The organism is Streptomyces sp. NPDC001822, from assembly GCF_042892135.1.
Classification (GTDB): domain Bacteria; phylum Actinomycetota; class Actinomycetes; order Streptomycetales; family Streptomycetaceae; genus Streptomyces.
Genome location: NZ_JBIATW010000009.1, coordinates 194,722 through 221,361 on the forward strand (window position 1 = coordinate 194,722; position 26,640 = coordinate 221,361).

Below are 26,640 nucleotides of genomic sequence, written 5' to 3' on the forward strand. Positions count from 1 at the left end.
CGGAGAACGGCCGGGGGCGCCCGGCGGTGGAGCCGGGCGCCCCCGTGTCCTCGCGGATCAGGCCGCCGGGGCGGCCACGACCTTCAGCTCGACGACCAGGGTGACGCCGTTCGCCGTGGTGAGCCGCAGCTTGAAGGTGCCCTCGACGTCGTCGGCGTAGATCTCCGGGAGCTCCAGGAGCCCGTCGGCGCCGGTGGTCAGGTCCAGGGTGCGTACGGCCTTGCCGTCCGCGTCCTTGAAGTGCGGTCCCTTGTCGTTCTCGGCGGGCGTCTCCGCGTCCGTGATCATCGTGGCGGTGACGGCGGTGTCCGCGAGCCCCTTGTCCCGGTAGGTCGCCCGGACCTGGACCCGGTCGGCGAACCGGGCGCCCGGAGCGGCCGTCAGTGCCGTGTCGTCGGTCCGTGCGAGGGCGTCCGCCTGCCGCGCGGTGACGCTCGCCGTGTAGGTGAGGGTGCGCGGTTTGACGGTGCCGGCGACGGCCGTCACCTTGAACTCGCCGGTCTTCTCACCCGCCGTCAGGAGCGGCGCGGTGACGGTGCCGTCGCTTCCGGTGCTGGCGGTGACCATGGTCCGGCCGCCGGCGAAGCGGGCGTCCGTGTCGCCGACGACGGTGAACGTGACCGGCGCCTTGGCGAGCGGGGCGCCGAGGGTGTTCCTCGCACGGACCTTGACGCGCTGTGCGAACGCGTCGCCCGCGGTGGCCTTCAGAGGTGCCGTACCCGCGTTCTCCAGGCTGCCGAGGGTCGGCTGTGCGGGCGGCGTGGTGGGCGGCGTCGTCGGAGGGGGCGTCGTCGGAGGGGGCGTCGAGGGGCCGGTGCCCGGGGGCTTGCCGCCACCGTTGTGCGCCGGCGGCTTCGGGCCGCTGCTCGGCGGAGGTGTGCTGCCGCCGCCCTGCCCGGACGGGGGTGTGACCGGCGGGGTCGTGGCGCCGCCGCTCGTGCCCACCGGGAGGACGCCGGTGCCGTCGGGGACCTCGTGGGTGCCCCGGTTGTAGAAGTCGAACCAGGAGCGCACCGTGCGCAGGTACTCCTGCGAGTGGTTGTAGCTCAGCACCGCCCGGTCGAGGTCCGGGGCGAGCGACAGGTCGCGGTCGCCGGCGCAGAGGTAGCGCCCGGCGGCCAGCGCCGCGTCGTAGATGTTGTTGGGGTCCTTGCGTCCGTCGCCGTTGCCGTCCTGGCCCCAGGTCTCCCAGGTGGACGGGATGAACTGCATCGGGCCGACCGCACGGTCGTGGGTCGAGTCCCCGTCGTACGCACCGCCGTCGGTGTCCTTGATCAGCGCGAAGCCCTGGCCGTTGAGGGCGGGGCCGAGGATCGGGGAGAAGGTCGTGCCGTTCGCGTCGACCTTGCCGCCGCGGGCCTGGCCCGACTCGACCTTGCCGATGGCCGCCAGGAGCTGCCAGGGCAGCCGGCACGCGGCGTCGGTGCTCGCGAGACCCTGCTCGGCCTTCTTGTAGGCCGCCAGGATCGAGGCGGGTATCCCTGATTCGGCGCTGCCGGTCACCGGGAGATTCGACGACGCCCCGGGCTTGTCCGGAGTGACGAGCGGCGGAAGGTCCGTGTGGTAGGGGGAGTTGCCGGTGGCTGCGCTGTCACCGGAGGGTGCCGTACCGGCCGCCGTCTGGTCGCCGGCGCTGTCGGGCTGAGGTGCCGCGGGAGCCTGCGAGGCGGACAGGGCCGCCACGGCTGCCGCCGCCACCGCGGTGGTCGTGGCCCCCCTGCGCAGCCTGCGGCCGAATTGCGCTGCCATACGTGTCGGTCCCTCCCCGTCGACGGCTGCCCGCGCTCCCCAGCGCGAGGACTCAGGCGACCCTACGGCAACTCCCGCTGCCCGGACACCGGCCCCCCACCGGTTCTCACCGTTTCTTCAGCTTCGCGTCGCCAAGTCGTCGCTTCACCCGGGACGGATGACGTGTGCTCACCCGCATACTTGCCGCCATGCCGTTCACGCTCAGCCATGCCGCCGCAGTTCTCCCGGGTGTCCGCCGGTCCGGGAGCGGCCGGGGTCCTCTGGTCGCATCCGCGCTCGTCGCGGGGTCGTTCGCACCGGACTCGGCCTACTACGCGGACAGCATCGTCCCGGGGGCGATGGAGTTCGGCGAGGTGACACACGCGGCGTGGGGGGTGTTCAGCGTCGACGTCCTCGTCACCGGCGTCCTGGTCGCCCTGTGGCTGCTGCTGCGCGAACCCCTCGTCGCACTGCTGCCCGGGGCGTCGCAGGGACGCGTCCACGGCTTCGTACGGGGGCGGCGGTGGGAGCCGGACTGCCCGATCCTGCCTACGGCGGCGTGGTTCGCCGTGTCCGCGGTCATCGGCTCGGGCACCCACGTCGTGTGGGACGCCTTCACCCATCACGACCGGTGGGGCACGGAGCTGATCCCCGTCCTCGGCCGGAGCGCCGGCGGCTTCCCCGTGTTCCAGATCGTCCAGTACGGCAGTTCGGCGGTGGCCGCGGCGGTGCTCGCGTTCTTCGTGCACTCGGGGCTGCGGAGCGCCGGGCCCGCGCCCCGGCCGGAGTGCGTGCCGGTGCTTAGCCGGGCCGAACGCCTGGGTGTGTGCTCGTTCCTCGCCCTGTGCGCCCTGCTCGGCGCCGTCCACCGGTGCGCCCGCTGGTACGCCCGTTCCGAGCGGATCGGCAGCCCTCTGGACCTCGTCCCGACGGCCTGCTTCGGGGCCGGGGCGGGCCTGGCGGCCGGCCTGGTGCTCTACGGGGCGTGGATGCGGCTGCGCGGGCGGCGGACAGACGCCGGCCGGCCGGAGGGGCCCGGTGCGGAGACCGCACGGACCGGTCCGGCCGGCCGGGACGCCGGCTGAGACGTCAGTGCGCGGCGGTCTCCCAGTCCGTGCCGACGCCGACCGAGACGTCCAGTGGTGCGCGGAGTTCGACCGCCGTGGACATCTCGCGGCGCAGGATCTCCTCGACCCGGTCCCGCTCACCCTTCGCGATCTCCAGGACGATTTCGTCGTGGACCTGGAGCAGCATCCGTGACGTCAGCCGCGCCTTCGTCAGCGCACGGTCCACGTTGAGCATGGCGACCTTGACGATGTCGGCGGCCGTGCCCTGGATGGGGGCGTTGAGCGCCATCCGCTCGGCCGTCTCGCGGCGCTGGCGGTTGTCGCTGTTGAGGTCGGGGAGATACCGGCGGCGGCCGAAGACCGTCTCGGTGTAGCCCGTGGACCTGGCCTCCTCGACGACCCGGCGCAGGTAGTCGCGCACTCCGCCGAACCGCTGGAAGTAGGTGTCCATCAGCCCGCGGGCCTCGCCGGCCTCGATGTTCAGCTGCTGGGAGAGGCCGAACGCGGAGAGCCCGTAGGCCAGTCCGTACGACATCGCCTTGATCTTGCGGCGCATCTCGGCGTCGACGGCCGTCTTCTCCACGCCGAACACCTGTGAGGCGACCGTCGTGTGCAGGTCCTCGCCCGAGTTGAACGCCTCGATCAGCCCGGCGTCCTCGGAGAGGTGTGCCATGACCCGGAGTTCGATCTGGCTGTAGTCGGCCGTCATCAGCGTCTCGAAGCCCTCGCCGACGACGAAGCCCCTGCGGATCGCACGGCCCTCGTCCGTACGCACGGGGATGTTCTGCAGGTTGGGGTCGGTCGAGGAGAGCCGGCCGGTCGCCGCGACCGTCTGGTTGAACGTGGTGTGGATGCGGCCGTCCGCACCGATCGTCTTGATCAGGCCCTCGACCGTGACCCGCAGCTTCGCCTGCTCCCGGTGGCGCAGCATGAGGACCGGCAGGTCATGCTCGGTCTGCGCGGCCAGCCAGGCCAGGGCGTCGGCGTCGGTCGTCCAGCCCGTCTTCGTCTTCTTCGTCTTGGGCAGGGCCAGCTCGCCGAAGAGGATCTCCTGGAGCTGCTTGGGCGAGCCGAGGTTGAACTCCCGTCCCACCGAGGCGTGCGCCTCCTTCACCGCCTGCTGCACCGAGCCCGCGAACTGCTGCTCCATGCCCTCCAGATGGGCGCGGTCCGCGGCGATGCCGTGCCGCTCCAGGCGGGCCAGCATGATCGACGTGGGCAGTTCCATGTCGTGCAGCAGCTCGGTGGCACCGACCTCCCGCAGCCGTTCGGTGAAGGCCTCACCGAGGTCCAGCACGGCCCGTGCCTGCGCCATCAGGGCGTCGGCCTCGGCGCGGTCGTCCGCGCCGAAGGCGAGCTGCCCGTCGGCCGAAGCGGCCGGCGCCAGCTCGCGGCCGAGGTACTCGACGGTCAGCGCGTCCAGCGCGAAGGAGCGGCGGCCCGGCTTCACGAGATACGCGGCCAGGGCGGTGTCCATGGTGATGCCGTCCAGCCGCCAGCCCTGCTCGGGGAAGACCCGCAGGGCGTTCTTGGCGTTGTGCATGACCTTGGGGCGCTCCGGGTCCGCGGCCCAGGCGGCGAACGCCCGGTCGTCCGACTCGTCGAGAGCCGCCGGGTCCAGCCAGGCCGCGGACCCGTCGGCGGCGGCGAGCGCGATCTCCGTGACCGTGCCGACGCCCAGCGACCAGGTGTCCACCGTCATCACCCCGAGGGGCTGCCCGCCGTGCTCCTCCAGCCACGGGGCGACCTCGCCCGCTCCCAGCACCGCGCCGTCCAGGTCGATACCGGCCGCCGGCTCCGGCGGCGCCGCCTCCTCCGCACCGGGGTCGACGGCGAGGAGCCGCTCGCGCAGGCTCGGGTTGCGGATCTCCAGGACGTCCAGCACACCGGTGACCGCCGTGCGGTCGTAGGGGGCGCGCTCCAGCTCGGAGGGGACCTTCGGCAGCTCCACGTCGCGGACCATCTCGGTCAGCACACGGTTCATCTTCACCGCGTCCAGATGGTCGCGGAAGTTCTGGCCGGCCTTGCCCTTGACCTCGTCGGCCCGCTCGACCAGCTCCGCGAAGGAACCGAACTGGTTGATCCACTTCGCCGCGGTCTTCTCCCCCACGCCGGGAATGCCCGGAAGGTTGTCCGAGGGGTCACCGCGCAGCGCCGCGAAGTCCGGGTACTGGGCGGGCGTGAGGCCGTACTTCTCCTCGACCTTCTCCGGGGTGAAGCGCGTCAGCTCGGAGACGCCCTTCGTCGGGTACAGCACCGTCACGTTGTCCGTGATCAGCTGGAAGGAGTCCCGGTCCCCCGTGACGATCAGGACCTCGAAGCCCGCCGCCTCGGCCTGTGTGGCCAGCGTCGCGATGACGTCGTCCGCCTCGAACCCGTCCACCGCGAACCGGTCCGCGCGCATCGCGTCCAGCAGCTCGCCGATCAGCTCGACCTGCCCCTTGAACTCGTCCGGGGTCTTGGAGCGGTTCGCCTTGTACTCGGGGAACTCCTGCGCACGCCAGGTCTTGCGGGACACGTCGAACGCCACCGCGAAATGCGTGGGCGCCTCGTCGCGCAGCGTGTTCGCCAGCATCGACATGAAGCCGTACACGGCATTCGTCGGCTGCCCCGTCGCCGTCGTGAAATTCTCCGCGGGCAGGGCGAAGAACGCCCGGTACGCCAGGGAGTGCCCGTCCATGAGGAGCAGGCGCGGTCGGTTGTCTGCCGTCTTCTTCGATGCCGTCTCAGCCACGCCCCCGATCCTGCCACGTACCACCGACAATCCGGACCGGCCGCCGCTCGTCCCCGGCTCGGGCGCCGCTCGGCCCCCGCCGCCGGGAACCCCCCGTTCCCACCCGCCGCCCCGGCCCACGTGCATGACAGGATCGAAGGACAGTGGAAGCGCGGGAGGACGCGCCGGGACGCCGCCCGGACGAGCCCGCGCCAGCAAGCGCTCGAAGGGGAGCACCATGGCCACCAAGCCCCCGACCGGTGACCCGGTCCAGGACGCACCGCACGTCGAAGGGGCCCAGCACGCCGCCGCAGGGCTACCGGCCGTCGCCCACACCCTGCGCATCGCGCAGCAGCAGATGGGCGTGCGCCGCACCGCGCAGACCCTCCTCAAGGTCAACCAGAAGGACGGCTTCGACTGCCCCGGCTGTGCCTGGCCCGAGGGCGACAAGCGGCACACCGCCGAATTCTGCGAGAACGGCGCCAAGGCCGTCGCCGAGGAGGCGACGCTGCGCCGGGTCACCCCCGACTTCTTCGCCGCCCACCCCGTCGCCGATCTCGCGACCCGCAGCGGCTACTGGCTCGGCCAGCAGGGGCGCATCACCCAGCCCGTGTACCTGCCCGAGGGCGCCGACCGGTACGAGGCCGTGACCTGGGAGCGCGCCTTCGCGATCATCGCCGAGGAGCTCACCGCGCTCGCCTCCCCCGACGAGGCGCTCTTCTACACCTCCGGCCGCACCAGCAACGAGGCCGCGTTCCTCCTGCAGTTGTTCGCCCGGGAGTTCGGCACCAACAACCTGCCCGACTGTTCCAACATGTGCCACGAGTCCTCCGGCTCGGCGCTCACCGAGACGATCGGTATCGGCAAGGGCAGTGTCAGCCTCGAAGACCTCCACCGGGCCGACCTGATCATCGTCGCCGGCCAGAACCCCGGCACCAACCACCCCCGGATGCTGTCCGCCCTGGAACAGGCGAAGTCCTCCGGCGCGAAGATCATCTCGGTGAACCCGCTGCCCGAGGCCGGTCTCGAACGGTTCAAGAACCCGCAGACCGCCCGCGGCATGCTCAAGGGCGCCGAGCTCACCGACCTGTTCCTCCAGATCCGCATCGGCGGCGACCAGGCCCTCTTCCGCCTCCTCAACAAGATGATCATCGAGGCGGACGGGGCCGTCGACACCGCGTTCGTCGACGCGCACACCCACGGCTACGAGGACTTCGCCGAGGCCGCCCGCGCGGCGGACTGGGACGAGACCCTCGCCGCCACCGGCCTCGACCGGGACGCCATCGAGCAGGCACTCGCCATGGTGCTCGCGTCCGAACGCACCATCGTCTGCTGGGCCATGGGCCTGACCCAGCACAAGCACTCCGTGCCCACCATCCGCGAGGTGGTCAACTTCCTCCTCCTGCGCGGCAACATCGGCAGGCCCGGCGCGGGCGTCTGCCCCGTGCGCGGCCACTCCAACGTCCAGGGCGACCGCACCATGGGCATCTTCGAACGCCCCGCCCCCGCCTTCCTCGACGCCCTCGACCGGGAGTTCGGCATCACCTCGCCGCGCCACCACGGCTACGACGTCGTACGGTCCATCCAGGCGCTCCGCGACGGCGACGCCAAGGTCTTCTTCGCCATGGGCGGCAACTTCGTCGCCGCCACCCCCGACACCACCGTCACCGAGGCCGCGATGCGCCGCGCGCGGCTCACCGTCCACGTCTCCACGAAACTCAACCGCTCGCATGCCGTCACCGGCACCCGCGCCCTGATCCTGCCCACCCTCGGCCGCACCGACAAGGACGTGCAGGCCGGCGGGAAGCAGTTCGTCACCGTCGAGGACTCCATGGGCATGGTCCACTCCTCACGCGGCAACCTCACCCCCGCGGGCCCCCACCTGCTCTCCGAACCCGCGATCGTCGCCCGCCTCGCCCGCGCCGTCCTCGGCCCCGCCTCCACCACGCCCTGGGAGGACTTCGAGAAGGACTACGGGACGATCCGCGACCGCATCTCCCGCGTCGTGCCCGGCTTCGAGGACTTCAACGCCCGCGTCGCCCGGCCCGGCGGATTCACCCTCCCCCACGCCCCCCGTGACGAACGCCGCTTCCCCACCGCCACCGGCAAGGCCAACTTCACCGCCGCCCCCGTCGAGTACCCCGAACTCCCCGAGGGCAGGCTGCTGCTCCAGACCCTGCGCTCGCACGACCAGTACAACACCACGATCTACGGCCTCGACGACCGCTACCGCGGCATCAAGGGCGGCCGCCGCATCGTCATGGTCAACCCCGAGGACGCCCGCGCCCTCGGCCTCGCCGACGGCTCCTACACCGACCTCGTCAGCGAGTGGAAGGACGGCGTCGAGCGCCGCGCCCCCGGCTTCCGCGTCGTCCACTACCCCACCGCGCGGGGCTGCGCCGCCGCCTACTACCCGGAGACGAACGTCCTCGTCCCGCTCGACGCGACCGCGGACACCAGCAACACCCCCGCCAGCAAGTCGGTCGTCGTCCGGTTCGAGACCGCCTGAGGCACCCCGGGGGCCGGTACCCGGCCCCCGGGCACCCGCGGCCCTAAGCGCACGCTCAGCCGTCTGATAAGAACAGTGCACACAGCAACGGACGAGCACACGATCGGAGCCGGACCCATGGGCGAGCACACCGCACCCACGTTCCCCCAGGAGATCATCGACGAGTACGCGGCACTCGGCGTCGACCTCCCCGCCCTCTTCTCGGCGGGACACCTCGGCGAGCGCATGGGCGTCAGGATCGTCGAGGCCTCGGCCGAGCGCGTCGTGGGCACCATGCCCGTCGAAGGCAACACCCAGCCCTACGGACTGCTCCACGGCGGCGCCTCGGCCGTCCTCGCCGAGACCCTCGGCTCCGTCGGCACGATGCTCCACGGCGGCGCCACCCGGATCGCCGTCGGCGTCGACCTGAACTGCACCCACCACCGCGGCGCCCGCAGCGGCCTCGTGACCGGAGTCGCCACCCCCGTCCACCGCGGCCGCACCACCGCCACGTACGAGATCGTCATCACCGACGAGCACGACAAGCGCGTCTGCACCGCCCGGCTCACCTGCCTGCTCCGCGACGCGCCCCGCCCCGACGCGGGCTGACCGAACGCTCCCGACACCCCACTGCCCGGCCGGAAAACGCACCGCATTCCGGACCGGGCAGCCCCATATCCGAAGCAAAACACCGAAGTTGGCGGACACGCACGGTCAACACCCTTGACCGCCCATGTCGTTCCATGAGCCACTTCACCGGTCACACCGCCCCATGAGGATCTTCAAACACCTCCCACGGATGTAACACTCCGTAACATGTGTGCAATACACGAAAAAGCTCACGCGCCACGTGCGCGCGCATCGCGCCGACGCCCCTCGCGTCCCATGCGCCCCATTCGCGTGACAGCACCAAGATCACCCCAAGCCCCTTAGCAGAGCTGCGCGTTCTCACGATGCGGTCACCGCGCCACCCGCCGGAAAGCGGTACATGTCCACACAGTGACCACCAAGCCTTCCCCACGGCATAACAAGACAGTCACATCATCAGCGGACCCGTCCCGCACCCCCTCACCTGCCCTTAGAGTCACGGCCAGTCACCGCGCCGCCGGGCGCGTCTGCTGCACGGCCCTGTATCGGCCAGTACGGCCCGGCGATCGTTACGGCACCTCATGCAGAGGAGGCCGCGCCAGGGAAAGGACCTTTCGTGCGACACCGTTCTTTGATCATCCTCACAGCAGTGCTCACCACCGGTGCCCTCACGCTCACCGCCTGCGGGTCGCGCGACGACAACGGCAAGGGCGACAAGGGTGGCGACAGCAAGACCACCGTCGTCATCGGCGTCGACGCCCCGCTGACCGGATCCCTCTCCGCCCTCGGCCAGGGCATCAAGAACTCCGTGGACCTCGCGGCCAAGACCGCGAACAAGAACAACGAGGTCCCCGGCATCGAGTTCAAGATCGAAGCCCTCGACGACCAGGCCGTCCCCGCCTCCGGACAGGCCAACGCCACCAAGCTCGTCGGCACCAAGGAAGTCATCGGCGCCGTCGGCCCCCTGAACTCCGGCGTCGCCCAGTCCATGCAGGGTGTCTTCGAGAAGGCCGACATGGCCCAGGTCTCCCCCGCCAACACCAACCCCGCCCTCAGCCAGGGCGACAACTGGGGCAAGGGCGACTCCAAGCGCGTCTTCAAGACGTACTTCCGCACCTGCGCCACCGACGTCGTCCAGGGCAAGTTCGCCGCCCAGTACCTGTACAACGACGCCAAGAAGAAGAAGGTCTACGTCGTCGACGACAAGCAGACCTACGGCGCCGGCCTCGCCGCCATCTTCTCCGCGGAGTTCGAGCGCCTCGGCGGCAAGGTCGTCGGCACCGACCACGTCACGGTCAAGGAGACCGACTTCTCCAGCACCGCCGACAAGGTCAAGACCTCCGGCGCCGACTCCGTCTACTACGGCGGCCAGTACCCCGAGGGCGGCCTGCTCTCCGACCAGATCAAGAAGACCGGCGCCAAGATCCCCACCATGGGCGGCGACGGCATCTACGACCCCGCCTTCATCAGCGCCTCCGGTGAGGCCAACGACGGCGACTTCGCCACCTCCGTCGGCTACCCCGTCGAGGCCCTCCCGACGGCCAAGCAGTTCATCGCCGACTACAACGCCGGCGGCTACAAGGACCCGTTCGCGGCCTACGGCGGCTACTCCTACGACGCCGGATGGGCCATCATCCAGGCCGTCAAGGCCGTCGTCGCCGACAACGACGGCAAGCTCCCCGAGGACGCCCGCGCCAAGGTCACCGAGGCCATGGCCAAGGTCTCCTTCGACGGCGTGACCGGCAAGGTCTCCTTCGACGAGTTCGGTGACACCACCAACAAGCAGCTCACCGTCTACGAGGTCCAGAAGGGCGCCTGGAAGGACGTCAAGAGCGCCACGTTCGAGGACTGACCGACCAGCACCACCCCAGCACACGCTCCTGACCGCGCGAGGGCGCAAACAGCGCCCTCGCGCGGTGTCATATCCGACAAGCTCATCGGAGGCACTGCGGTGAACGAACTGCCGCAACAGCTGGCGAACGGCCTCGCACTCGGCGCGCTCTATGGCCTCATAGCCATCGGGTACACCATGGTGTACGGCATCGTCCAGCTCATCAATTTCGCCCACGGCGAGATCTTCATGATCGGGGGCTTCGGCGCCCTCACCACCTACCTCGCGCTCCCCAGCGGAACCTCGCTCATGGTGGTCATACCCCTCATGATCATCGGAGGCGCCATCGCCTCCGTCGCCGTGGCGACGGCCGCGGAACGCTTCGCCTACCGCCCCCTGCGCGGCGCACCACGGCTGGCACCCCTCATCACCGCGATCGGCCTCTCGATCGTCCTCCAGCAGCTTGTCTGGGGCTTCTACCCCGACGCGAAGAAGCCGCGCAGCTTCCCGGAGTTCAAGGGCGAGTCGTTCAAGATCTTCGACAACCTCTACCTCCAGCGCGCCGACGCCTTCATCCTCGTCCTCGCCCCCCTGTGCATGCTCGCCCTCGGCATGTTCGTCGCCAAGAGCCGCAGCGGCCGCGCCATGCAGGCCACCGCACAGGACCCCGACACGGCCAAGCTCATGGGCATCAACACCGACCGCATCATCGTGATGGCCTTCGCCATCGGTGCCGCGTTCGCCGCCATCGCAGCCGTCGCCTACGGACTCGACAAGGGCCAGATCAACTTCGAGATGGGCTTCCTCCTCGGACTCAAGGCCTTCACCGCCGCCGTCCTCGGAGGCATCGGCAACATCTACGGCGCCATGGTCGGCGGAGTCGTCCTCGGCCTCGCCGAAGCCCTCTCCATCGCCTACATCGAAGAGATCCCCGGCATGCAGCAGCTCGGCGGCGGCGCCTGGGCCAACGTCTGGGCATTCGTACTTCTCATCGTCGTCCTCCTCGTCAGGCCACAAGGCCTGCTCGGCGAGCGCGTCGCGGATCGGGCGTGAGAACCATGACAACCGACACCACCACCACCGCCGCCGTCCCCACCCCCGCCGACACCGGCTCCCGGACCACCGGCCTGCGCCGCCTCACCGCCCTCGGCGGCATCGCGACCATCGCCGCCACCTTCATGTCCTGGACCTACACCGACGAGTTCCCCGGCGACCTCACCGTCTACGGCTACCCCGGCGGCCTCCAGGTCCTCACCCTCGTCGCGGGCGCCCTCGTACTCCTGTACGCCCTCGCCTCCCTCGACATCCGAGGCCTCCGCTGGCTCGCCCCCACCGGCACCACCAAGGCCCTCCAGTTCCTCGCCGTCGGCGCCTTCGCCACCACCTGGTTCACCGTCATCGCCATCGCGGTCGAACTCGGCGGAGTCGTCAACCTGGAACCCGGCGGCTACGTCGCGGCAGCCGCCTCCGCCATCCCTCTCGTCGCCTTCCTGCTCCCCGACGACACACGCAAGGCCTCCCGCCCCAAGGAACTCCCCTCCTGGGCCGAGATCCTCATCATCGTCGCGGCCTTCGCGACCGGCCTCTTCGTCGTCACCTACGGCATCGACACCGAATACGCCGAACTCTTCACCGGCTACATGATCACCGCCGGCTTCGCCGTCGGCGCCCTGGCCAAGTCCGGCATCATGGCCCGGCTCTCCGCCCTCACCACCAAGTACCGCTCCATCGCCGTAGCCGCCGCGTTCGTCTCCGCAGCGGCGTTCCCCTTCACCCAGAGCACCGACCAGTACACCCTCATCGCGGTCAACATCCTCATCTTCGCGACCGTCGCACTCGGGCTGAACATCGTCGTCGGCCTCGCCGGACTCCTCGACCTCGGATACGTCGCCTTCCTCGGCGTCGGCGCCTACACCGCCGCCCTCGTCTCAGGCACTACCGCATCCGCCTTCGACGTCCACTTCCCCTTCTGGGCCGCCGTCCTCACCGGAGCCGCCGTCTCCCTGATCTTCGGCGTCGTCATCGGAGCACCCACACTCCGCCTGCGCGGCGACTACCTCGCCATCGTCACCCTCGGCTTCGGCGAGATCTTCCGCATCACCGTCGGCAACCTCGACGGCGTCTCCGGACCCCAGATCACCAACGGCCCCAACGGCGTACCCAACATCCCCGACCTCGTCTTCTTCGGATACGACTTCGGCGAATCCCACACGATCCTCGGCATCGAACTCGGCGGATACGCCAACTACTACCTGCTCATGCTGCTCGCGATGATCCTCGTGGTCCTCGTCTTCAGCCGCGCCGGCAGCTCCCGCATCGGCCGCGCCTGGGTCGCCATCCGCGAGGACGAGACCGCCGCCACCGCCATGGGCATCAACGGCTTCCGCGTCAAACTCATCGCCTTCGCCCTCGGCGCCACCCTCGCCGGCCTCGCCGGAACCGTCCAGGCCCACGTACAGAGCACCGTCGTCCCGGAGATGTACGTCTTCGCCGGCCCCGTGCCGCCCAACTCCGCCTTCCTCCTCGCCGCGGTCATCCTCGGCGGCATGGGAACCATCAGCGGACCCCTGATCGGCGCGACCCTCCTGTACATGATCCCCGCCAAGCTGCAGTTCCTCCAGGACTACCAGCTCCTCGGCTTCGGCCTCGCACTCATCCTGCTGATGCGCTTCCGCCCCGAAGGCCTCATCGCCAACCGGCGCGCCCAGCTCGAATACCACGAGACCGGCCAACTCGACACACCCGAGGGCACACTGCCCGACTCCGGCGTCGGCACCGTGAAGGCGGGGGCGTGAACACCATGACGACCACCACCGAAACGACCACCACCCAGACCACCACCACACCCGTGCTCGACGCCTCCGGCGTCACCATGCGCTTCGGCGGACTCACCGCCGTACGCGACGTCGACCTCAAGGTCAACGCAGGCGAGATCGTCGGACTCATCGGCCCCAACGGCGCCGGCAAGACCACCTTCTTCAACTGCCTCACCGGCCTCTACGTCCCCACCGAGGGCACGGTCCGCTACAAGGGCACCGTCCTGCCGCCCAAGCCCCACCTCGTCACCCAGGCAGGAATCGCCCGCACCTTCCAGAACATCCGGCTCTTCGCCAACATGACCGTCCTGGAAAACGTCCTCGTCGGACGCCACACCAGGACCAAGGAAGGCCTCTGGTCCGCCCTCCTGCGCGGCCCCGGCTTCAAGAGGGCCGAAGCCGCGTCCCACGCACGCGCCATGGAACTCCTCGAGTTCATCGGCCTCCAGGACAAGGCCGACCACCTCGCACGCAACCTCCCCTACGGAGACCAGCGCAAGCTGGAAATCGCGCGCGCACTCGCCAGCGACCCGGGCCTCCTCCTCCTGGACGAGCCCACCGCCGGCATGAACCCGCAGGAAACCCGCGTCACCGAAGAACTCATCTTCGCCATCCGGGACATGGGCATCGCCGTACTCGTCATCGAGCACGACATGCGCTTCATCTTCAACCTCTGCGACCGCGTCGCCTGCCTCGTCCAGGGCGAGAAGCTCGTCGAAGGCACACCCGCCGTCGTCCAGGGCGACGAACGCGTCATCGCCGCCTACCTCGGCACCCCCTTCGAAGCGGACACCGCCGAGAACGCAGGCACACCCGCGGAAACACCGGACACCACCGCAGCCGAAGCCCCCGCGGCCGACGACGCGGAGCGCACCACCAGCACAGAAGGGGAAACCCAGTGACCGCACTGCTCGAGGTCGAAGACCTCAGGGTCGCCTACGGCAAGATCGAAGCCGTCAAGGGAATCTCCTTCACCGTCGAAGCCGGCCAGGTCGTCACCCTCATCGGCACCAACGGCGCCGGCAAGACCACCACCCTGCGCACCCTCTCCGGCCTCCTCAAGCCCTCCGGCGGCCGGATCCTCTTCGACGGGAAGCCCCTCGCCGGCATCCCCGCCCACAAGATCGTGGCACTGGGCCTCGCCCACTCCCCCGAGGGCCGCCACATCTTCCCCCGCCTCACCATCGCGGAGAACCTCCAGCTCGGCGCCTTCCTGCGCACCGACAAGGCAGGCATCGAGAAGGACATCCAGCGCGCCTACGACCTCTTCCCCATCCTCGGGGAACGCCGCAAGCAGGCCGCCGGAACCCTCTCGGGCGGCGAACAGCAGATGCTCGCCATGGGACGCGCCCTCATGTCCCAGCCCAAACTGCTCATGCTCGACGAGCCCTCCATGGGACTCTCCCCGATCATGATGCAGAAGATCATGGAGACCATCGTCGAACTCAAGGCGTCCGGCACCACGATCCTGCTCGTCGAACAGAACGCCCAGGCCGCCCTCTCCCTCGCGGACCAGGGCCACGTCATGGAGGTCGGCAAGGTCGTCCTCTCCGGCACCGGCGCCGACCTCCTCCACGACGAGTCGGTCCGCAAGGCCTACCTCGGCGAGGACTGAGCACCCGCCCACGCGAAAGGGCCCGCCCACGGAAGAACATCCGGGGCGGGCCCTTTCGTGCAGGCGGCCGACGACCTACTCGGCCGACTTCTTCTTCTCCTCGGCATCCTCGATCAGCGCCTCCGCCAGCTGCTGCATCGACATCCGGCGATCCATCGACGTCTTCTGGATCCAGCGGAACGCGGCAGGCTCCGACAGCCCGTAATCCGTCTGCAGAATGCTCTTCGCCCGGTCCACCAGCTTCCGCGTCTCCAGCCGCTGCGAGAGATCCGCGATCTCACCCTCCAGCGCCTTCAGCTCCGCGAACCGCGACACCGCCATCTCGATCGCCGGCACCACATCGCTCTTGCTGAACGGCTTCACCAGATACGCCATCGCCCCGGCGTCCCGGGCCCGCTCCACCAGATCCCGCTGCGAGAACGCCGTCAGCATCAGAACCGGGGCGATCGACTCCTCCGCGATCTTCTCCGCGGCCGAGATCCCGTCCAGCACCGGCATCTTCACGTCCAGGATCACGAGATCCGGGCGGTGCTCCCGGGCCAGCTCGACGGCCTGCTGACCGTCCCCGGCCTCACCGACGACCGAGTAGCCCTCCTCCTCCAGCATCTCCTTGAGGTCCAGGCGGATGAGCGCCTCGTCCTCGGCGATGACGACGCGGGTCGTCAGCGGCGGGACGTGCGACTTGTCGTCGTCGGCGGCGTCTACGGGCTGGGGCGACTCGGGGGTGGTCACGGGGCTCCTTGTTTCAGGGCAGGCACTGCTCCCTTGAGCCTACCCACCTGCGGTATGGTGGTCGCGCAGCGGGTCGGGGAAACCTTGGATTCCGCGAGCCCCGGTAGCCCAATTGGCAGCAGGCAATGGATTCAAAACCCATACAGTGTCGGTTCGAGTCCGACTCGGGGCACTTCTCCTTGGATTCCAAGGTCGCATAGGAATTAGCGAGACTTCACGCGCACGGGAAAGCAAAAGGCGCATTCCCAGGAAATTCCGGGCGGTTGACCCGGAATCGTCAGGCGGTATCACCTCTATACGCACCGGCACATTCAGGAAATCGGCGCACAGGACGTCCGCCCGAACTCCGTGAGCCGGCCGACGGCGTTCTCCCGCACAACCGTCCGTCGCCGGAGCGAACGGAATGGAACTCGCGCCCAGCACCCATGACCGGGCCAACGAATGCTCTCAAGGCTTCTGCGCCGACGAGTCCGGCGATATCCGCCGGACCTTGCAGCGGCACACACCCGCGGTCACAGATCGATTGGACGCACCGCTCCCGCACGGGGAGAGCACGACGACATCTCCGTAGCCCGACGGGCGTCCGTGGCTCTCATGGACGCTCACGTCGGGCCGAAGTACTGACGACCGTTACTTCGGGCTGTCGTCCTCGCCGATGTGGTGCACCCGTACCAAATTCGTCGAGCCCGCGACTCCGGGCGGCGAGCCGGCGGTGATGACCACGATGTCGCCCTTCTTGCAGCGCCCGATCCGCAGCAGTTCCTCGTCGACCTGCGCCACCATCGCGTCCGTCGAGTCCACGTGCGGCCCGAGGAAGGTCTCGACGCCCCACGTCAGATTCAGCTGCGCGCGGGTGGCCTGGTCCGGGGTGAAGGCCAGGAGCGGGATCGGGGAGCGGTAGCGGGAGAGGCGCTTGACCGTGTCGCCGCTCTGGGTGAAGGCCACGAGGAACTTGGCGCCGAGGAAGTCGCCCATCTCTGCTGCGGCGCGGGCGACGGCGCCGCCCTGGGTGCGGGGCTTGTTGCGGTCGGTGAGGGGCGGGAGGCCCTTGGCGAGGATGTCCTCTTCGGCGGCCTCGACGATGCGGGCCATGGTGCGGACCGTCTCGACGGGGTACTTGCCGACGCTGGTCTCGCCGGAGAGCATCACCGCGTCGGTGCCGTCGATGACGGCGTTGGCGACGTCGGAGGCCTCGGCGCGGGTGGGACGGGAGTTGTCGATCATCGAGTCGAGCATCTGGGTGGCGACGATGACCGGCTTGGCGTTGCGCTTGGCGAGCTTGATGGCGCGCTTCTGGACGATGGGGACCTGTTCCAGGGGCATTTCGACGCCGAGGTCGCCGCGGGCGACCATGATGCCGTCGAAGGCGGCGACGATGTCGTCGATGTTGTCGACGGCCTGGGGTTTTTCGACCTTGGCGATGACGGGGAGGCGGCGTTCCTCCTCGTCCATGATGCGGTGGACGTCGTCGATGTCGCGTCCGGTGCGCACGAAGGAGAGGGCGATGACGTCGGCGCCGGTGCGGAGGGCCCAGCGGAGGTCGTCGATGTCCTTTTCGCTGAGTGCGGGGACGGAGACGGCGACGCCGGGGAGGTTGAGTCCCTTGTGGTCGGAGACCATGCCGCCTTCGATGACGGTGGTGTGGACGCGGGGTCCGTCGACGTCGGTGACTTCGAGGGTGACGCGTCCGTCGTCGATGAGGATGCGTTCGCCGGTGGTGACGTCGGTGGCGAGTCCGTCGTAGGTGGTGCCGCAGGCGTGGCGGTCGCCTTCCATGGGTTCGACGGTGATGGTGAAGGTGTCGCCGCGTTCAAGGAGTACGGGGCCTTCGGCGAAGCGGCCGAGGCGGATCTTCGGGCCTTGAAGGTCGGCGAGGATTCCTACGCTGCGGCCGGTTTCTTCGGAGGCTTTGCGTACGTGGTTGTAGCGCTCTTCGTGTTCGGCGTAGGTGCCGTGGCTGAGGTTGAGGCGGGCGATGTCCATTCCCGCTTCGACGAGTGCCTTGATCTGCTCGTATGAGTCGGTGGCGGGTCCCAGGGTACAAACGATTTTTGCTCGTCGCATGGTTCGAGCCTAGACCTTACCTATGGGTAGGTATTTGTCTCTGCATGACTGTTCAACAGCCTTTGTGTGAAGGGTTATTGACAACTGTTGAATTGTGCGGCGGCGCGCTCCGATGAGCGTGCGCGGGGGTGGCGCGGGGTGGTGGTCCGGGGCGGCGGGTGGCCTGGTCATCAGATCGAAACCTGTGGGGGGTGTTGCGGGTGGTCGCGGCTGGGCCAGAATCTACGCGCGTTGTTCGCACGAACGAGGAGTCAAGGATGCCGTTGAACCGTAGGACGTTTCTGGGCCGGTCGGCTGTGGCCGGCGCCGGTGTGGCGCTTGCCGGTGGGGTCGGTGCGGGGTCCGCGGAGGCCGTGGGGCCGAAGGGGCACGGTCACGGGCGTCCGCCGAAGCGGTACTCGTTCACGGTGATGGGGACGACGGATCTGCATGGGAACGTCTTCAACTGGGATTACTTCACGGACAAGGAGTTCGACGACAAGGCGCACAACGACGTCGGTCTGGCGAAGATCTCGACGTTGGTGAACCGGATCCGTGAGGAGCGGGGGCGTGGCAACACGCTGCTGATCGACGCGGGCGACACGATCCAGGGCACGCAGTTGTCGTACTACTACGCGAAGGTCGATCCGATCACGGCGCGGCGTGGTCCGGTGCATCCGATGGCTCAGGCGATGAACAAGATCGGTTATGACGCTGCCGCGCTCGGTAACCACGAGTTCAACTACGGCATTCCGGTGCTGCGCAAGTTCGAGGAGCAGTGCGACTTTCCGCTGCTCGGTGCGAACGCGCTGGACGCGAAGACGCTGCGGCCGGCGTTCGCCCCGTATGTGATCAAGCGGGTGCGTACGCCGCACGGGCGCGATGTGCGGGTGGCGGTGCTGGGGTTGACGAATCCGGGTATCGCGATCTGGGACAAGGCGAATGTGGGCGGGAAGATGGTGTTCCCGGGTCTTGAGGAGCAGGCGGCGAAGTGGGTGCCGAGGCTTCGTTCGATGGGCGCGGATGTGGTGATCGTTTCTGCGCACTCGGGTTCGTCGGGCACTTCGTCGTACGGGGATCAGCTGCCGTACGTCGAGAACGCCGCGGGTCTGGTGGCGGAGCAGGTGCCGGGGATCGACGCGATTCTGGTGGGTCACGCGCATTCGGAGATTCCCGAGTACTTCGTGACGAACAAGGAGACGGGGAAGCGGGTCGTCCTCTCGGAACCGCTGAAGTGGGGCCAGCGGCTGACGCTGTTCGACTTCGACCTGGTGTGGGAGAAGGGCCGCTGGGTGGTCGAGAAGGTGGGCGCTTCGGTGCTGAACTCGAACACGGTGCCCGAGGACCCGCGGATCGCGTCGATGCTCGGGGACGAGCACAAGAAGGTCGTGGCGTATGTGAACCAGGTGATCGGTACGTCGGTGGCGGCGATGTCGACGGTGGACGCGCCGTGGAAGGACGAGCCGGTCATCGATCTGATCAACCTGGTGCAGGCGGAGACGGTGAAGGCGGCGCTGGCGGGTGGGGAGTACGCGGCGTTGCCGGTGCTGTCGCAGGCTGCCTGTTTCTCGCGTACGGCGGCGATTCCCGCGGGTGAGGTGACCATCAAGGACGCCGCGGGGCTGTATCCGTTCGAGAACACGCTGGAGGCGCGGCTTCTGACGGGTGCGCAGTTGAAGGACTATCTGGAGTTCTCGGCGAAGTACTACGTGCAGACGGCTGCGGGGGCGCCGGTGGATACGTCGAAGCTGACGAACGCGGAGAGCATTCCGGACTACAACTATGACGTGGTGTCGGGGGTGTCGTACGACATCGACATCGCGAAGCCGGCCGGTTCGCGGATCGTGGGGTTGTCGTTCGAGGGGGCGCCGGTGGATCCGGCGGCGCAGTTCGTGTTCGCGGTGAACAACTACCGGGCGAGCGGTGGGGGCAACTTCCCGCATGTTCCGGGTGCGAAGCAGTTGTGGGCGAATTCGGACGAGATCCGGAACACGATCATCGGTTGGGTGAAGGCGAAGGGTTCGGTGGATCCGGCGGAGTTCGCTTCGGTGGACTGGCGTCTGACGCGTGAGGGTGTGCCGGTGTTCTAGTTCCGGTCGTATCGCTCGTCCTCGGGTCCCCGTCGGTTCGCCGGCGGGGGCCCGGTGCGTTCCGGGCCGCGCTCGGGGCACCGGGATTGGGCGGGGATTCCGGCTTTCCGTGCTCGCCGCCCGAGTCGAGGTGTCCCTCGGGCGTCAGAGTTGCGCCGGGGCGCTTCTTGGACGGATCTCGCCACGTGGGGCTGCTGTGGTCCGCCCGCCCCTTCCGTGGTCAGGCTGCGGGAGGGGCGGGCGGGGCGCCTCAGATGGTGACGCAGATGCCGTCCTCGATGACGCGGCCGTCGCGTTCCAGGGCCCCGCACACGAGGCTGGCGTTGGCTTGCTCGTAGCCCACGGCCCAGCGGTGGCTGGCGGCCCCGACCCGTCCGGAGCGGAACTCTCCCCAGTAGGCGCGCAGGGTGCCGGAGTTTCCGTCCCTGGTCTGGACGGTGATGTCCTGGACGAACCTGTTGTGGTGGGCGGTCATGACGCAGATGTACTGCCCGCACTGGCTGTCGACTGCGGCGTTCGCGGGGGCGGCGGCGATCAGGGACAGGGCGCCGGCCGCGAACAGTGTCGCGAGCTTCCTCATGTTGATCATGCTTCCTCAACGATCATGCGGCGCATCCGTGACGGCTTGTGGTGAGGCTTCGCTTTTCCGGTGCGGCGGGGTGCGGGCGTGGCCTCGCCGGTCGGGCCGTCCGTGTCGTGTCAGTGGCCCTGCGCGAGGGGGGTCAGGGTGGGGTTCTGGCCGGGGATCGCGGGGGCGGTGCGGGGGGTGAGGCCGAAGGTGGTGAAGGCGGTGCGCTGCGGCAGGGGGTAGGGGGTGGTGCCGGTGAGGTTGTTGAGGATGGTGGCGCTGCGCCAGGCGGCGAGTCCGAGGTCGGGGGCGCCGACTCCGTGGGTGTGGCGTTCGGCGTTCTGTACGTAGATGTTGCCGGTGAGGGCGGGGTCGAGGTCGAGGCGGAAATCGGTGTGGATGCGGGGGCGTCCCTGGGTGTCGCGGCGGATGTGGGGGGCGATGCCGGTGAGGAGGGTGTCCAGGGGGCGTTCGCGGTAGCCGGTGGCGAGGACGACGGCGTCGGTGGTGAGGCGGCTTCGGGTGGCCTGCTGGGTGTGTTCGAGGTGGAGCTCGATGCGGTTTCCGCTGCCGGAGATGCGGCCCGCGGTGCGGACGCCGACCCCGGGGGTGAGGGTGGCGTCGGGCCAGCCGCCGTGGAGGGTGCGCCGGTAGAGCTCGTGGTGGATGGCGGCGATGGTGTCGGTGTCGATGCCCTTGTGGAGCTGCCACTGCTGGGGGACGAGGCTGTCGCGTACGTGCTCGGGGAGTGCGTGGAAGTAGTGGGTGTAGTCGGGGGTGAAGTGTTCGAGGCCGAGTTTCGAGTACTCCATGGGCGCGAAGGCCTGGGTCCGGGCGAGCCAGTGGATTCTCTCGACGCCCTGGGGACGGGCGCGGAGGAGGTCGAGGAAGATCTCGGCGCCCGACTGGCCGGAGCCGATGACGGTGATGTGCCCGGCTTCGAGGAGTTGGTCGCGGTGGTGGAGGTAGTCGGCGGAGTGGATGACGGGGACGCCGGGGGCTTCGGCGAGGGGCCGGAGGGGTTCGGGGATGAAGGGGGCGGTGCCGACGCCGAGGGCGATGTGGCGGGTGTGGGTGTGGCCGTGCGTGCGGGTTTCGCCGTCGGGGCCGAGGTGGGTGTAGTCGACTTCGTAGTGGGCCCGGTCGGTGTTCCAGCGGATGGAGTCGACCTGGTGGTTGAAGTGGATGGTGGGGAGTTGCTCGCTGACCCATCGGCAGTAGGCGTCGTATTCGGCGCGGTGGATGTGGAACTGCTCGGCGAAGTAGAAGGGGTAGAGGCGGTCGCGGGTGCGGAGGTAGTTGAGGAACGTCCAGGGACTGGTGGGGTCGGCGAGGGTGGTGAGGTCGGCGAGGAAGGGGACTTGGAGGGTGGCGCCCTCGATGAGGAGACCGGGGTGCCAGTGGAAGGCGGGGCGCTGCTCGTAGAAGGCGGTGGTGAGCGGCCGGTCCGCGGTGGTGGGGATGCCGTGGGCGAGGGCGGCGAGGGAGAGGTTGAAGGGGCCCAGGCCGATGCCGATGAGGTCGTGGGGCCGGTCGCCTGCGGGGGTGGTCCGGTCGGTCATCGGGGTGTGCTGCCTTCCTTGGTGGCGCCGGCGTGGGCGTGGGTGACGTGGTCGAGGAGGCGTTGGAGGTCGGTGGGGGTGGTGTGGGGGTTGAGGAGGGTGGCTTTGAACCACAGGCCGTTGTGGGTGCGGGCGCGGCCGAGTACGGCGTGGCCTTGGTCGAGGAGGGTGCGGCGGATGGTGGCGACGGTGGTGTCGTCGGCATGGGTGGGGCGGAAGAGGACGGTGCTGATGGTGGGGCGGTCGTAGAGGTCGAGGGCGGGGTGTCGGTGGATGAGGTCGGCGAGGTGGTGGGCGGAGGCGACGGTGCGGTCGATGAGGTCGGCGAGTCCGTCGCGGCCGAGTGCTTGGAGGGTGACGGCGATCTTCAGGGCGTCGGGACGGCGTGTGGTGCGCAGGGAGCGGCCGAGGAGGTCGGGGATGCCGGCTTCGGTGTCGTCGTCGGCGTTGAGGTAGGGCGCGTGGTGGTGCAGGGGGTGGAGGTCGTGGTGGTGGGGAACGGCGAGGATGCCGGCCGATGCGGGCTGCCAGCCGAGTTTGTGCAGGTCGAGGGTGACGCTGTGGGCACGGTGGAGGCTCTTGAGGGTGTGGCGGTGGGTGGGGCTGAAGAGCAGGGGACCGCCGTAGGCGGCGTCGATGTGGAGTTCGGCGCCGTGGGTGGTGGTGACGTCGGCGATGTCGGTGAGGGGGTCGATCTGGCCGGTGTCCGTGGTGCCGGCGGTGGCGGTGACGAGGAGGGGGCCTTGGAGCCGGGTGAGGGTGTTGTGGAGCGTGAGGGGTTCGATGGTGCCGGTGGGGGTGGGGATGACGACGGGTTCGGGGAGGCCGAGGAGCCAGGCGGCGCGGGTGATGCTGTGGTGGGCGTTGGCGCCGCAGATGGCGCGGACGGGGCCGTGGCGTTCGCGGGCGAGCAGGAGGGCCAGTTGGTTGGCTTCGGTGCCGCCGGTGGTGATGAGGGCGTCGGGGTGGGGGGTGTGGGGGTAGATCTCGCCGGCGAGTGCGGTGGTGAGGGCGGTTTCGAGGGCGGAGGCGGCGGGTGCCTGGTCCCAGGAGTCCATGGAGGGGTTGAGGGCGGAGGCCGCGAGGTCTGCCGCCGCGGCGAGGGCGAGGGGTGGGGTGTGGAGGTGGGCGGCGCAGTGGGGGTGTGCGGGGTCGGCGGCGCCTTCCGCGAGTGCGGTGACGAGGGTGCGCAGGGCGTGGTGGGGGCCGGTTCCGTGGTCGGGGATGAGGGGGCCGGTGGTGCGGTGGAGGTGCTGGGTGACGTGGTCGGGGCCGCCGGCGGGGAGGGGGCCGTCGCGGCGGGCGGCGCCTTGGTGGAGTGCGTCGAGGACGGTGTCGAGGAGGGGGCGCAGGTGAGTGGGGCCGGCGGTGCCTCCGGCGAGGGGTGGGGTGGGCATGGGTGGTGTGGTCCTTCGGGTGCGCGGGGCGGTGGTGTCAGCCTGTCCGGTGTGCGGAGGGGGCGGCCGAAGAGCCCAACGATCTGAACCCGAAAGGGGTACTGCTGTCCGGTGTGGGCGAGGCGGGGGGTGTGGTGCTGGTAAAGGAGTTCGCTGTTCGCATGCCTGTGCCCGGCCCCTCGGGTGAGGGGCCGGGCACGGTTGTACCGGGGGTGCCGTGTGCGGCCGCCGCCGTGGGTCAGTGGGTCAGTGGGCGTTGCGTACGGCGAGTGCGCGGCGGAGGTCGTCGAGCTGGTCGGTGAGTTTGCGGCGGAGCGCGGGGGTGAGTGCGGGGTCGTTCAGGGCGTCGGTGCCGAGCTGGAGGCTGTGGGTGTCGACGGCGTGGGCGGGGAAGGCGTGGCGTCCGGCGGCTTCGGCGATGGCGGGGCCGCGGCGGGTGGCGAGCGCGGTGGCGTCGGGGTAGTAGCGGGCGATGTAGTCACGGGTGAGTGCGTGCTGTTCGGGCTGCCAGAAGCCTTGGGCGGTGGCGGTGAAGAGGTAGTTGGAGAGGGTGTCGTCGCTGAACATGGCGTGCCAGGCGGCGGCTTTGGCCTCGGGGGTGGGCAGGGCGGCGCGACAGCGGGCGGCGCCTTCCTGGCCGGTGGCGCTGGGGTCGCTGTCGAGTTCGCGCGCGATGGCGGTTTCGTCGGTGGCGCCGAGGACGGCGAGGCGGGTGAGGATGCGCCAGCGGAGTTCGGGGTCGAGTTCGGGTCCGCCGGGGACGGTGCCCTCGGCGAGCCAGTCCTGGATGGTGTCGGGCTGGGTGGCGGCGTCGATGAAGTGCCGTACGGCGGTGAGGCGGAGGCCGGGGTCGGGGCTGCCGGGGCGGGTGGTGTCGCGGCCGTGTTCCCAGTCCTTGGGAGTGAGGCCTTCGGTGCGGCGCAGGAGGTCTCGGCAGAGGGAGGTGAGGGTGGTGAGGGCGGTGTGGCGGTCTTCGGGCGGGAGGTAGCGGCCGGCGATGTGGGTGGAGGCGAATTCGAGTACGCCGTGGACGAGCGCGAGGTCGGTTTCGTAGGGGAGGTGCGTGCGGGCGGCGGTGAGGTGGACGGTGGGGTGGAGTTCGCCGTCGCGGACCATGTCGCGGGCGGTGTTCCAGATCAGGGCGCGGGTGAGGGCGTCGGGGATGCCGGAGAGGTGGGTGAGGGCGGTGTTCCAGGAGTCGGGGTCGAGGCGGACCTTGGCGTAGGTGAGGTCGTTGTCGTTGAGGACGACGAGGTCGGGGCGGGCGCCGGGCTGGGTGGTGGGGGTGTCCTGCTGGGGGACGTCGAGTTCGAAGCGGTCGCGCAGGATGAGCTGTTCGGTGCCGGTCTGGGTGTCGAGGCTGTGGTCGTAGGTGCCGACGGCGATGCGGTGGGGGCGGTTGCCGGCGCGGTCGACGGTGAGGTTCCAGCTGTGGCCGGTGTTCTCGACGTGGGCGGTGAGTGTGTCGGCGCCGGTGGTGCGGAGCCAGGCGGCGGCCCAGGTGTGGACGTCGCGGTCGGTGGCGCCGGCGAGGTTGTCGATGAAGTCCGCGAGGGTGGCGTTGGCGAACTTGTGCCGGGCGAAGTGGGCGTTGATTCCGGCGAGGAAGTCCTTCTCGCCGAGCCATGTGACGAGCTGGCGCAGCGCCGAGGCGCCCTTGGCGTAGGAGATGCCGTCGAAGTTGAGGAGGGCGGAGGCGGTGTCGGGGACGGCCTCGGGGTCGGGGGCGACGGGGTGGGTGCTGGGGCGTTGGTCCGCGTCGTAGCCCCAGCCCTTGCGGGCGACGCCGAAGTCGGTCCAGGTGCCGGTGAAGCGGGTGGCTTCGGTCAGGGTCTGGTAGCCCATGTATTCGGCGAAGGACTCGTTGAGCCAGATGTCGTCCCACCAGGTGAGGGTGACGAGGTCGCCGAACCACATGTGGGCCATCTCGTGGGCGATGGTCGTGGCGCGGGACTGGCGCTCGGTGTCGGTGACGGCGGAGCGGTAGATGTATTCGTCCCGGAAGGTGACGAGTCCGGGGTTCTCCATGGCGCCGGCGTTGAATTCGGGGACGAACGCCTGGTCGTAGGAGTCGAAGGGGTAGGGCTCGTCGAACTTCTCGTGGAAGCGGTCGTAGCAGTCGCGGGTGATGCCGAGGATCTCGTCGGCGTCGGCGTCGAGGTGGGGGGCGAGGGAGCGGCGGCAGTGGATGCCGAAGGGGAGGCCGGCGTGGGTGGTGGTGACCGAGTGCCAGGGGCCGGCGGCGACGGCGACGAGGTAGGTGGAGATGGGTGGGGTGGGTGCGATGGTCCAGTGGCCTTCGGCGCCCTGGGTGGCGGTGCCGTTGCCGAGGACGGTCCAGGCGGGGGGTGCGGTGACGGTGATATCGAAGACGGATTTGAGGTCGGGCTGGTCGAACGCGGCGAAGACGCGCTGGACGTCGTCGAGGAAGAGCTGGGTGTAGACGTAGGTCTCGCCGTCGGCGGGGTCGGTGAAGCGGTGCATGCCTTCGCCGGTGCGGGAGTAGCGCATGGTGGCGTCGACGGTGAGTTCGTGGGGGCCCGGGGTGAGGCGGTCCAGGGGGTAGCGGTTGCCGTCGAGGCGCTCGGGGTCCAGTGGCTGTCCGTCGAGGCTGAGTGAGCGCAGTGTCTCCGGCTTGATCTCGAAGAAGGTGTCCCCGGCGGTGTGGGCGGTGAACCGGATGACGGTCCGGGAGCCGAAGGTCTCCTCGCCCGTGGTGAGGTCGAGGCCGACGGCGTACCGGTCTACGTCGAGGAGCTGGGCGCGGGTCTGCGCTTCGTTGCGCGTCAGTACGGACATGGCGCCCATGCTGCCGTACGGCTGCCGGGCTGTGCAGTGGGGTTCTCGCAGGGCTGACGGACGGGCGGCGGGGCCGGGGCCGCGGGGTCCTCGGGGGCGGGGGCCCGGGTGGCTCGCGGGGCGGCGGGCGCGAGTCCCGGGGGTCCACAGCGCCCGCGGACGCCGGTTTCGGGGTCAGTCCTCCGTGCCGGCGGATTCCTCGGCGATGCGCTCGTGGTGGCGGATGACCTCGGCCACGATGAAGTTCAGCAGCTTCTCGGCGAAGGCGGGGTCGAGCCGGGCGCTTTCGGCGAGCTGCCTGAGCCGGGCGATCTGGCGGGCTTCGCGGGCGGGGTCGGCGGGCGGCAGGTGGTGCTGGGCTTTGAGGTGGCCCACCTGCTGGGTTGCCTTGAAGCGCTCGGCGAGCATGTGGACGACTGCGGCGTCGATGTTGTCGATGCTTTCGCGCAGCCGGTTCAGTTCGGCGGTGACGTGCGCGTCCGTGTTGCTCGTGGTCATGGTCGACGAGCTTAGACGTAACGGTGTGTGGGTGGCCGGGGTGGTGTCGGTGGCCGGGGGGCGGGGGCCCGGGATGCGGGGATGGACCGGGGGCCGGTGGGCGGC

General features: G+C 69.6%; 18 protein-coding genes and 1 tRNA gene. 10 read left to right on the forward strand and 9 right to left on the reverse strand.

The genetic code is table 11. From position 1 onward, the window contains the following. Nucleotides 1-57: 57 nt before the first annotated feature. Entirely contained in the window at nucleotides 58-1,749 is a 1,692-nt protein-coding gene (locus ACFYY2_RS22105; RefSeq protein WP_388745414.1) for a lytic transglycosylase domain-containing protein, read from the reverse strand. Between the two features lie 188 nt (nucleotides 1,750-1,937). Here ACFYY2_RS22105 and ACFYY2_RS22110 point away from each other — a divergent pair, with 188 nt between their 5' ends. Next, on the forward strand, nucleotides 1,938-2,813 hold the full coding sequence (locus tag ACFYY2_RS22110; RefSeq protein ID WP_388745416.1) for a DUF4184 family protein: 876 nt from the start codon (nucleotides 1,938-1,940) through the stop codon (nucleotides 2,811-2,813). Nucleotides 2,814-2,817: 4 nt separating this feature from the next. On the opposite strand, the gene polA is transcribed toward ACFYY2_RS22110, so the two are convergent. Beyond that, nucleotides 2,818-5,529, reverse strand: a complete 2,712-nt coding sequence (polA, locus tag ACFYY2_RS22115) for a DNA polymerase I (RefSeq protein WP_388745418.1) — start codon at nucleotides 5,527-5,529, stop codon at nucleotides 2,818-2,820. 217 nt (nucleotides 5,530-5,746) lie between these two features. On the opposite strand from polA, the gene ACFYY2_RS22120 reads away from it, so the two are divergent. The 7 genes from ACFYY2_RS22120 to ACFYY2_RS22150 all read left to right on the forward strand — a co-directional run bounded on the left by ACFYY2_RS22120 (nucleotide 5,747) and on the right by ACFYY2_RS22150 (nucleotide 14,846). Then, a complete protein-coding gene (locus tag ACFYY2_RS22120; RefSeq protein WP_388745420.1) occupies nucleotides 5,747-8,017 on the forward strand; it encodes an FdhF/YdeP family oxidoreductase in 2,271 nt (756 codons plus the stop codon). 117 nt (nucleotides 8,018-8,134) lie between these two features. Beyond that, a complete protein-coding gene (locus tag ACFYY2_RS22125) occupies nucleotides 8,135-8,605 on the forward strand; it encodes a PaaI family thioesterase (RefSeq protein WP_388745578.1) in 471 nt (156 codons plus the stop codon). 595 nt (nucleotides 8,606-9,200) lie between these two features. Further along, the gene (locus tag ACFYY2_RS22130) at nucleotides 9,201-10,436 is read left to right on the forward strand and encodes a branched-chain amino acid ABC transporter substrate-binding protein (RefSeq protein WP_388745422.1); all 1,236 of its coding nucleotides are present in this window, start codon (nucleotides 9,201-9,203) and stop codon (nucleotides 10,434-10,436) included. A gap of 99 nt (nucleotides 10,437-10,535) precedes the next feature. Further along, nucleotides 10,536-11,468, forward strand: coding sequence for a branched-chain amino acid ABC transporter permease (locus ACFYY2_RS22135; protein ID WP_014156835.1), 933 nt, complete (start codon nucleotides 10,536-10,538; stop codon nucleotides 11,466-11,468). A 5-nt stretch (nucleotides 11,469-11,473) separates the two neighbouring features. Beyond that, a complete protein-coding gene (locus ACFYY2_RS22140) occupies nucleotides 11,474-13,210 on the forward strand; it encodes a branched-chain amino acid ABC transporter permease (protein WP_388745580.1) in 1,737 nt (578 codons plus the stop codon). 5 nt (nucleotides 13,211-13,215) lie between these two features. After that, nucleotides 13,216-14,133 carry an ABC transporter ATP-binding protein gene (locus ACFYY2_RS22145; protein WP_388745582.1) on the forward strand — a complete coding sequence of 306 codons (918 nt, stop codon included), beginning with the start codon at nucleotides 13,216-13,218 and terminating at the stop codon, nucleotides 14,131-14,133. Further along, on the forward strand, nucleotides 14,130-14,846 hold the full coding sequence (locus ACFYY2_RS22150; RefSeq protein ID WP_329036356.1) for an ABC transporter ATP-binding protein: 717 nt from the start codon (nucleotides 14,130-14,132) through the stop codon (nucleotides 14,844-14,846). Before ACFYY2_RS22145 ends, ACFYY2_RS22150 begins: the two co-directional genes overlap by 4 nt. Nucleotides 14,847-14,921: 75 nt before the next feature. On the opposite strand, the gene ACFYY2_RS22155 is transcribed toward ACFYY2_RS22150, so the two are convergent. Then, nucleotides 14,922-15,578 (reverse strand): response regulator, encoded by a 657-nt coding sequence (locus ACFYY2_RS22155; RefSeq protein WP_329036359.1) that lies wholly within the window; start codon nucleotides 15,576-15,578, stop codon nucleotides 14,922-14,924. 97 nt (nucleotides 15,579-15,675) lie between these two features. Here ACFYY2_RS22155 and ACFYY2_RS22160 point away from each other — a divergent pair. Continuing rightward, nucleotides 15,676-15,750, forward strand: a tRNA-Leu gene (locus tag ACFYY2_RS22160). Between the two features lie 458 nt (nucleotides 15,751-16,208). Here the strand turns inward: ACFYY2_RS22160 and pyk are convergent. Then, nucleotides 16,209-17,642: a pyruvate kinase gene (gene pyk, locus ACFYY2_RS22165; protein ID WP_329036363.1), complete on the reverse strand. Its 1,434-nt coding sequence runs from the start codon at nucleotides 17,640-17,642 to the stop codon at nucleotides 16,209-16,211. Nucleotides 17,643-17,899: 257 nt separating this feature from the next. Here pyk and ACFYY2_RS22170 point away from each other — a divergent pair, with 257 nt between their 5' ends. Then, complete coding sequence (locus ACFYY2_RS22170) at nucleotides 17,900-19,711, forward strand: bifunctional metallophosphatase/5'-nucleotidase (protein ID WP_388745584.1); 1,812 nt, start codon at nucleotides 17,900-17,902, stop codon at nucleotides 19,709-19,711. 250 nt (nucleotides 19,712-19,961) lie between these two features. Here the strand turns inward: ACFYY2_RS22170 and ACFYY2_RS22175 are convergent, their stop codons facing one another. From ACFYY2_RS22175 to ACFYY2_RS22195, 5 genes are all read right to left on the reverse strand, one after another. Further along, nucleotides 19,962-20,300, reverse strand: a complete 339-nt coding sequence (locus tag ACFYY2_RS22175) for a hypothetical protein (protein ID WP_388745425.1) — start codon at nucleotides 20,298-20,300, stop codon at nucleotides 19,962-19,964. Nucleotides 20,301-20,410: 110 nt separating this feature from the next. After that, on the reverse strand, nucleotides 20,411-21,841 hold the full coding sequence (locus ACFYY2_RS22180; protein ID WP_388745427.1) for a lysine N(6)-hydroxylase/L-ornithine N(5)-oxygenase family protein: 1,431 nt from the start codon (nucleotides 21,839-21,841) through the stop codon (nucleotides 20,411-20,413). Then, the gene (locus ACFYY2_RS22185) at nucleotides 21,838-23,238 is read right to left on the reverse strand and encodes a pyridoxal phosphate-dependent decarboxylase family protein (RefSeq protein ID WP_388745429.1); all 1,401 of its coding nucleotides are present in this window, start codon (nucleotides 23,236-23,238) and stop codon (nucleotides 21,838-21,840) included. The genes ACFYY2_RS22180 and ACFYY2_RS22185 overlap by 4 nt, the downstream gene beginning before the upstream one ends. A 246-nt stretch (nucleotides 23,239-23,484) precedes the next feature. Next, nucleotides 23,485-26,037, reverse strand: coding sequence for an aminopeptidase N (gene pepN / locus ACFYY2_RS22190; protein WP_388745431.1), 2,553 nt, complete (start codon nucleotides 26,035-26,037; stop codon nucleotides 23,485-23,487). Between the two features lie 174 nt (nucleotides 26,038-26,211). Further along, nucleotides 26,212-26,535: a chorismate mutase gene (locus tag ACFYY2_RS22195; protein ID WP_388745433.1), complete on the reverse strand. Its 324-nt coding sequence runs from the start codon at nucleotides 26,533-26,535 to the stop codon at nucleotides 26,212-26,214. Between the last annotated feature and the right edge of the window lie 105 nt (nucleotides 26,536-26,640).